The 6,834-nt window shown below is 68.8% G+C and carries 8 protein-coding genes; 7 read left to right on the forward strand and 1 reads right to left on the reverse strand.

What is annotated here, in order from left to right; all coding sequences use genetic code 11:
- The 7 genes from Air01nite_RS40180 to Air01nite_RS40210 all read left to right on the forward strand — a co-directional run.
- The coding region (locus Air01nite_RS40180; protein ID WP_505606729.1) for a trigger factor at positions 1-554 on the forward strand (554 nt) is incomplete at its 5' end.
- 101 nt (positions 555-655) lie between these two features.
- The gene (locus tag Air01nite_RS40185) at positions 656-1,297 is read left to right on the forward strand and encodes an ATP-dependent Clp protease proteolytic subunit (protein WP_203708700.1); all 642 of its coding nucleotides are present in this window, start codon (positions 656-658) and stop codon (positions 1,295-1,297) included.
- A gap of 11 nt (positions 1,298-1,308) precedes the next feature.
- Entirely contained in the window at positions 1,309-1,971 is a 663-nt protein-coding gene (locus Air01nite_RS40190) for an ATP-dependent Clp protease proteolytic subunit (RefSeq protein ID WP_203708702.1), read from the forward strand.
- 159 nt (positions 1,972-2,130) lie between these two features.
- On the forward strand, positions 2,131-3,417 hold the full coding sequence (clpX, locus tag Air01nite_RS40195) for an ATP-dependent Clp protease ATP-binding subunit ClpX (RefSeq protein ID WP_203708704.1): 1,287 nt from the start codon (positions 2,131-2,133) through the stop codon (positions 3,415-3,417).
- Positions 3,418-3,421: 4 nt separating this feature from the next.
- Positions 3,422-4,231 (forward strand): carbon-nitrogen hydrolase family protein, encoded by an 810-nt coding sequence (locus Air01nite_RS40200; RefSeq protein WP_203708705.1) that lies wholly within the window; start codon positions 3,422-3,424, stop codon positions 4,229-4,231.
- Between the two features lie 117 nt (positions 4,232-4,348).
- Positions 4,349-5,056, forward strand: a complete 708-nt coding sequence (locus Air01nite_RS40205) for a class I SAM-dependent methyltransferase (RefSeq protein WP_275408337.1) — start codon at positions 4,349-4,351, stop codon at positions 5,054-5,056.
- A 511-nt stretch (positions 5,057-5,567) separates the two neighbouring features.
- Positions 5,568-6,134: a suppressor of fused domain protein gene (locus tag Air01nite_RS40210; protein WP_203708710.1), complete on the forward strand. Its 567-nt coding sequence runs from the start codon at positions 5,568-5,570 to the stop codon at positions 6,132-6,134.
- Here Air01nite_RS40210 and Air01nite_RS40215 read toward each other — a convergent pair.
- The gene (locus tag Air01nite_RS40215; protein WP_203708712.1) at positions 6,131-6,349 is read right to left on the reverse strand and encodes a hypothetical protein; all 219 of its coding nucleotides are present in this window, start codon (positions 6,347-6,349) and stop codon (positions 6,131-6,133) included. The two genes, Air01nite_RS40210 and Air01nite_RS40215, sit on opposite strands and share 4 nt — an antisense overlap.
- Positions 6,350-6,834: the final 485 nt, after the last annotated feature.

A 6,834-nucleotide genomic window follows, 5' to 3' on the forward strand; every position in this document is an offset into this window, starting at 1 on the left:
AGCTGCGCGAGGACCTGCGCAAGCGGGTGACCCAGGCCAAGCAGGTCGAGCAGATCTACGCGGCCCGGGACAAGGCGCTCAAGCAGGTCGTCGAGGCCGCCGACGTGCCGGCGCCCGAGGGCGTCGTCAAGGAGGAGGTCGAGCACCGCAAGCAGGCGATGGCCGACCAGCTCGAGCGCATCGGCGCCTCCTACGAGGAATACCTCGCGGCCGAGGAGAAGACCGAGGAGCAGATCGACACCGAGCTGACCGACGCCGCGACGGAGGGCGTCAAGATCCAGCTCGTGCTCGACACCCTGGCCGACGCCGAGGACGTGCAGGTCTCCGACGACGAGTTCGGCCACGAGATCATGCACCGCGCCCAGCGCGCCGGCATGCAGCCGCAGCAGTACTACGACCAGCTCGTCCGGTCGGGTGCCGCCGGTGCGGTCTTCGGTGACGTGCGGCGCGGCAAGGCGCTGACGCTGGTGATGGAGCGGGTCAAGATCACCGACTCCGCCGGCAAGGCGATCAGCCTGGACCAGGTGCGCGAGGTCACCGAGCACAACCACTGAGTCCGCCTGCGCTCTGAGCGAACACCGTCTCAGGCGGGAAGGCACCGCTGCGGGCAGCGGTTAATGTCGGGCGTAGAACGGGAAACGAGCGAGAGGCTGCCATGACCGATCTGCATATTCCAGCGACGCCCATCCGGGCGCACGAGGCGCGCGGCGACCAGCTCGCCGGCGGGCTCGACGACTCGGTCTACAACCGGCTGCTCAAGGAACGCATCATCTTCCTCGGCAGTGAGGTTACCGACCAGGTGGCCAACCGCATCTGTGCGCAGCTGCTGCTGCTGGCCGCGGAAGACCCGGGCCGTGACATCAACCTGTGGATCAACTCCCCGGGTGGCTCGGTCTACTCCGGCATGGCGATCTACGACACGATGCAGTTCATCGACAACGACGTGTCCACGGTCGCGATGGGCATGGCCGCGTCGATGGGCCAGCTCCTCCTCTGCGCGGGCACCAAGGGCAAGCGCTACGCCCTGCCGCACGCGCGGATCATGATGCACCAGCCGTCCGGCGGCATGGGTGGCACCGCGTCCGACATCGCGATCCAGGCAGAGCAGATGCTCTACACCAAGCGCATGTTCCAGGAGCGGGTCGCCTTCCACACCGGCCAGGGCCAGGACCAGATCGAGGCCGACTCCGACCGCGACCGCTGGTTCACGGCCCAGGAGGCCAAGGACTACGGATTCATCGACAAGGTGATCACCGGAGCCGCGCAGGTTCCGGAAGGCGCCGGGACTCTGGGCTGAGGAGGCCAACCATGACCGATCTGACGCTGCCTCCGCAGTTCGCTCCGGTGCACAACCGCTACGTGCTGCCCTCGTTCGTCGAGCGCACCTCGTACGGCATCAAGGAGTCGAACCCGTACAACAAGCTGTTCGAGGACCGCATCATCTTCCTCGGCGTCCAGGTCGACGACGCGTCGGCCAACGACGTGATGGCACAGCTGTTGACGCTGGAGGGCACCGACCCCGACCGCGACATCATCATGTACATCAACTCGCCCGGTGGCTCCTTCACCGCGATGACGGCGATCTACGACACCATGCAGTACGTCCGTCCGGACATCCAGACGGTCTGCCTGGGTCAGGCGGCCTCGGCCGCGGCCGTCCTCCTCGGTGCCGGCACCCCGGGCAAGCGGATGGCGTTGCCGAACTCGCGGATCATCATCCACCAGCCCGCCACCGAGGGCGGCTACGGGCAGGGCTCCGACATCGAGATCCAGGCGCGCGAGATCCTGCGCATGCGGTCGCAGATGGAGGAGATCATCTCCCGGCACTCGGGCCGGCCGCGCGACCAGGTTTCCAAGGACGTCGACCGCGACAAGATCATGACGGCCGAGGAAGCTCGTGAATATGGTCTGGTCGACACGATCCTGACCAGCCGCAAGAAGGGCCTGCTGGCCGCCGCTGCCGCGAGCTGACAGCACCGTTGTCAGGGATCGGCCAGGTCTGGTTACACTGGCTGGTCCCTGACACACCCATTTTGGGGGTCGGAGATAGGGCCCCGAGCGGGTAACGTCGAGTTTGCACACAACCCCGGAGGCGGTCCGCCGCGGCCGACGAGCGCAGGGAGAACGTAGGTGGCACGGATCGGAGACGGTGGCGACCTACTCAAGTGCTCCTTCTGTGGCAAGTCGCAGAAGCAGGTCAAGAAGCTGATCGCAGGCCCCGGGGTCTACATCTGCGACGAGTGCATCGACCTCTGCAACGAGATCATCGAAGAGGAGCTGGCCGAGTCCGGCGAGGTGAAGTGGGAAGAGCTTCCCAAGCCGATGGAGATCTACCAGTTCCTGAACCAATATGTGGTGGGTCAGGACCAGGCCAAGAAGGCGCTCTCCGTCGCGGTCTACAACCACTACAAACGGATCCAGGCCGAGTCACACTCCGGGTCGGGCAACGACGCCGTCGAGGTGGCCAAGTCCAACATCATGCTCATCGGCCCCACGGGCTGCGGCAAGACCCACCTCGCGCAGACCCTGGCCCGCATGCTCAACGTGCCGTTCGCGATCGCGGACGCGACCGCGCTGACCGAGGCCGGCTACGTCGGTGAGGACGTCGAGAACATCCTCCTCAAGCTGATCCAGGCCGCCGACTACGACATCAAGCGCGCCGAGACCGGCATCATCTACATCGACGAGGTCGACAAGATCGCCCGCAAGTCGGAGAACCCGTCGATCACGCGCGACGTCTCCGGCGAGGGCGTCCAACAGGCATTGCTCAAGATCCTCGAGGGTACGGTCGCCAACGTGCCGCCGCAGGGCGGCCGCAAGCACCCGCACCAGGAGTTCATCCAGATCGACACGACCAACGTCCTGTTCATCTGCGGTGGTGCGTTCGCCGGCCTCGACCGGATCATCGAGTCCCGCACCGGCCAGGGCGGCACGGGCTTCGGCGCCCGACTACGCGCGGTCTCCGAGCGCTCGACCGACGACGTGTTCGGCCAGGTCATGCCGGAAGACATGCTCAAGTTCGGCCTGATCCCCGAGTTCATCGGCCGGCTCCCGGTGATCACCAACGTGCGGTCCCTCGACCGCGAGGCGCTGGTGAAGATCCTGACCGAGCCGCGCAACGCACTGGTCCGGCAATATCAGCGGCTCTTCGAGCTCGACGGTGTCGAGCTCGAGTTCGAGCCCGCGGCCCTGGAGGCGATCGCCGACCAGGCCATGCTCCGCGGCACCGGCGCCCGCGGCCTGCGGGCCATCCTCGAAGAGGTCCTCCTCTCGGTGATGTACGAGGTGCCCAGCAACCCGGACGCCGCCCGCGTCCTGATCACCCGCGCGGTGGTCATGGAAAACGTCAACCCGACGATCGTGCCCCGCGAGTTCGCCGGCCGGCGCCGGCGGGACCGCGAGGAAAAGTCGGCCTGACGCCGTGCGGGTCGCGGTCTGCCAGCTCAACGCGCGTGACAACCGCGCGGACAACCTCAAGGTCGCGCGCACGCTCCTGGAGCGGGCCGCGGCCCTGGGTGCTGATGTGGCCGTCCTGCCGGAATACACGGACTACCTCGGTCCGGCGTCCGGGATGCCTTCCCCTGAGCCTGTCGACGGTGAGTACGGGTCGTTCTTCTCCGCCGCGGCCCGTGATCTCGGGATGTGGGTGCACGCTGGGTCGTTCCACGAGACCGGGCCGTCGCCGTCGCACTCCTACAACACGTCGCTGCTGTTCGACCGCTCCGGCGCGCTGGCCTCGATGTACCGGAAGATCCACCTGTACGACGTGGACATCCCCGGCAAGGTGTCCTATCTGGAGTCGGCGACGATCGCACCCGGCACGACGACCTCGGTCGCGACCGTCGAGGGCGTGCCGTTCGGCCTGACGATCTGCTACGACCTGCGCTTCCCGGAGCTCTACCGCTCCCTTGCGCGTGATTCGGCCGCCCAGGTGCTCGTGGTCCCGGCGGCGTTCATGCTGCACACGGGTCGCGACCACTGGGAGGTCCTGCTCCGCGCCCGGGCGATCGAGAACCAGTGCTACGTGATCGCGGCGGGCCAGATCGGCGACCACGAACCGGGGCGCTCGTGCTTCGGCCGCTCGATGATCATCGACCCGTGGGGGACGGTGGTGGCACAGGCCTCCGACGAGGTGACGGTGGTGGCGGCCGACCTCGACCTGTCACGCCTGGCGCGGATCCGGCGGGAGCTGCCGTCGCTGGCCAACAGCCGCCCGTTCTCCGTGGGCTGAGCATCGTTGTTCGACGAGCACGAGCGGGCTCAGTGGGCCGGCCGTGCGGTCGCCTACCGGGACAGCCTTGCCGCGCTGTGCGCCGGAACGACTTCGGCGCTCCTGGACGCTGCTGGGGTGGCGCGCGGTGTCGCTGTGCTCGACGTGGGGACCGGGACGGGGACGGTCGCGTCGTCGGCTCTTGGGCGCGGCGCGTCGGTGACCGCGGTCGACGCGGAGCCGAGCATGGTCGCCCTCGCCCGTGGTCTTCTACCCGGGGCCTCGGTGCGGATCGCCGTGCTGCCGGATCTGCCGTTCGCGGACGCGACGTTCGACGCGGCGGTCGCCAACTTCGTGGTCAACCACGTGGGTGATCCGCTGGCGACGTTGAGATCGCTGGGCCGGGTCGTCCGCCCTGGCGGCCGCGTGGCGGTCACGATCTGGCCGCACCCGCCGCCGGTGGCCCAAGCCCTGTGGTCGGACATCTTCGCCGCCGCCGGCGTGGTGCGGCCGCCCGACCTGCCGCGCCTCGACCCGGCACACGACTTCACGCGCGACGTCGACGGGTTGAGCGCGCTGCTGCGGCAGGCCGGGTTCGCGGACGTCAGCGGTTCGAAAGTCGCCTGGACCCACGAGACGGACCCGGAGTCGTGGTGGAGCGGCCCGGCGTCCGGCATCGGCGCGACGGGTGCGGTGCTGTCCGCCCAGGACGGGCCCACGCGCGCCCGGGTCCGCGCGCACTTCGACCGTCTGACCGCCGTGTTCGCCGTCGTCGGCGGGCGGCTTGCCCTTCCGACTGCGGCGATTCTTGTGTGTGGCTGGGTCGCACGCACGTCGACCGTCTGACCGCCGTGTTCGCCGTCGTCGACGGGCGGCTCGCCCTTCCGACCGCGGCGATTCTGGCCTGTGGCTGGGTCGCACGCACGTCGACCGTCTGACCGCCGTGTTCGCCGTCGTCGACGGGCAGCTTGCCCTTCCGACTGCGGCGATTCTTGTGTGTGGCTGGGTCGCGCGCACTTGGACCGTCTGACCGCCGTGTTCGCCGGCGTCGACGGGCGGCTTGCCCTCCCGACCGCGGCCCTCCTGGCGTCTGGCTCGGTCCGGTGAACGACGTCGTCGGCTGCGCGGAGCCATAGTTGGCCCCGCGACGGTCACGCCGGCCGCCGAGGCGCGGAGACGTCTTGGTCGCTCCGTTCACGGCCGTCTGAACGGGCGCCCGCCGCCGGCGCGCGCGGCTGCCGGCACGTCGTGGTCCAGCGGTGAGCCCGGTCCCGGTGTCGACCGGGGCCCAGGCTGGATCGCTTGCCTCTGGTGCTTCACCCAACGGTCGCACCGGACCCGGGATAGCTTCGGGATCATGGCCGACTTGATCGCGCACCTGGAGTCCTACCTCGGAACCATCGCGGGCGGCAGTCAGGGCGACGACACGACGCCATCCGGTGTGCAGGTCGCCTTCTTCGGACCCGATGCCCCGTTCGCCGGGGTTACGACGGTGGTGACGGTGGGGCTCTGGCGCCGGCATCTCACCGTCGCCGGCGACCGGGCGTTGCATCAGGAGCTGCTGATGCACGTGCCGAACGACGACTATCCGGCCCGTGCGGCGGGGTTGCTGTTCCAGGTGGCCGGCGAGCTCGTGCGCCGGGGAGCGGGTCTGCGGCACGGGCAGGTGCTGGGGCCGGCCGGGCCGGTGTTCCCGGGCAGCGCGATGACCGCGCTGGTCGCGACGAACCCCGGGTACCTACCGGAGTCGTTCGCCGTCAATCGCACCGACTCCGTGGCGATCGTGCTGACGTTGCTGCTGCCGATCACCACGGGGGAGGCCGCCGTCGTCCGGGAGCGCGGTCTTCCGGCGTTGGAGGGACTGTTCGTGGCCGAGGACCTGGACCTGACCGACCCGGGCCGCGCCGACGTCGCGCCGGGCTAGTTGCCGCCGGTGAGGTAGCTCAGGAGGGCGATGCCGACGACGGCGGCGCCGGTGACGAGGAGAGCCGTCGTCATGCGGGACGGGCCGCGGGCCGCGAGGCGGTAGGCGGCCGCGCCCAGGGCGAGTAGGACGCAGAGGCCGATGACCAGTTGCCAGAACGGGAAGACCATCCCGAGCAACGCGTCTTCGGCGAGGATCATCCTGCCGTCGGGCATGACCCACTCTTTCACACGGGTACGGGTGGCCACATGCGCCGCGACCTGCTGATCTAGACATGGACCGACCTTGATTTGCATTCCAGGGGCGATCCCACGTAACTTTCTCTCTGCAAGCGGAACACCGGACAAAACGACCGGGGGGACGCAGGCACCGCTACCAGGGGATACAGGCTGGTGGGGGTTCGGGCGGTGCGATCGACCGGCGAGTCCGGATTTGAGATCGCGAGGCCGACCGGGTAAAGTATCCAAGCCGGCAGGAGCCGGGCGGGATGATCCGAGTGCCCCTCACGGGAGCCGCGGAGTCCGGCCGGTCTGCAGGAACCCTAGCAACAAACCGGAGCGGTTCGCCGCGCCCAAGTTGCGGGGTCTCGGGCGAAGCGCAAGAAAGCCGAAAATACCGGCTTGACAGCGCGAAACTGACCGAGTAGGTTGGAGAAGTTGTGCCCCGCAGGGCGGGACCGAGAGATTCGGGCCCGAACTAC

It is taken from the genome of Asanoa iriomotensis, from assembly GCF_016862515.1.
Classification (GTDB): Bacteria; Actinomycetota; Actinomycetes; order Mycobacteriales; family Micromonosporaceae; genus Asanoa; species Asanoa iriomotensis.

Excerpts from the sequence above, each read along its gene's own strand:
- Air01nite_RS40185 (WP_203708700.1), top strand. The coding sequence starts at position 656 with ATGACCGATCTGCATATTCCAGCGACGCCCATCCGGGCGCACGAGGCG.
- Air01nite_RS40190 (WP_203708702.1), top strand. The coding sequence starts at position 1,309 with ATGACCGATCTGACGCTGCCTCCGCAGTTCGCTCCGGTGCACAACCGC.
- Air01nite_RS40210 (WP_203708710.1), top strand. The coding sequence starts at position 5,568 with ATGGCCGACTTGATCGCGCACCTGGAGTCCTACCTCGGAACCATCGCG.
- Air01nite_RS40215 (WP_203708712.1), bottom strand. The coding sequence starts at position 6,349 with ATGCCCGACGGCAGGATGATCCTCGCCGAAGACGCGTTGCTCGGGATG.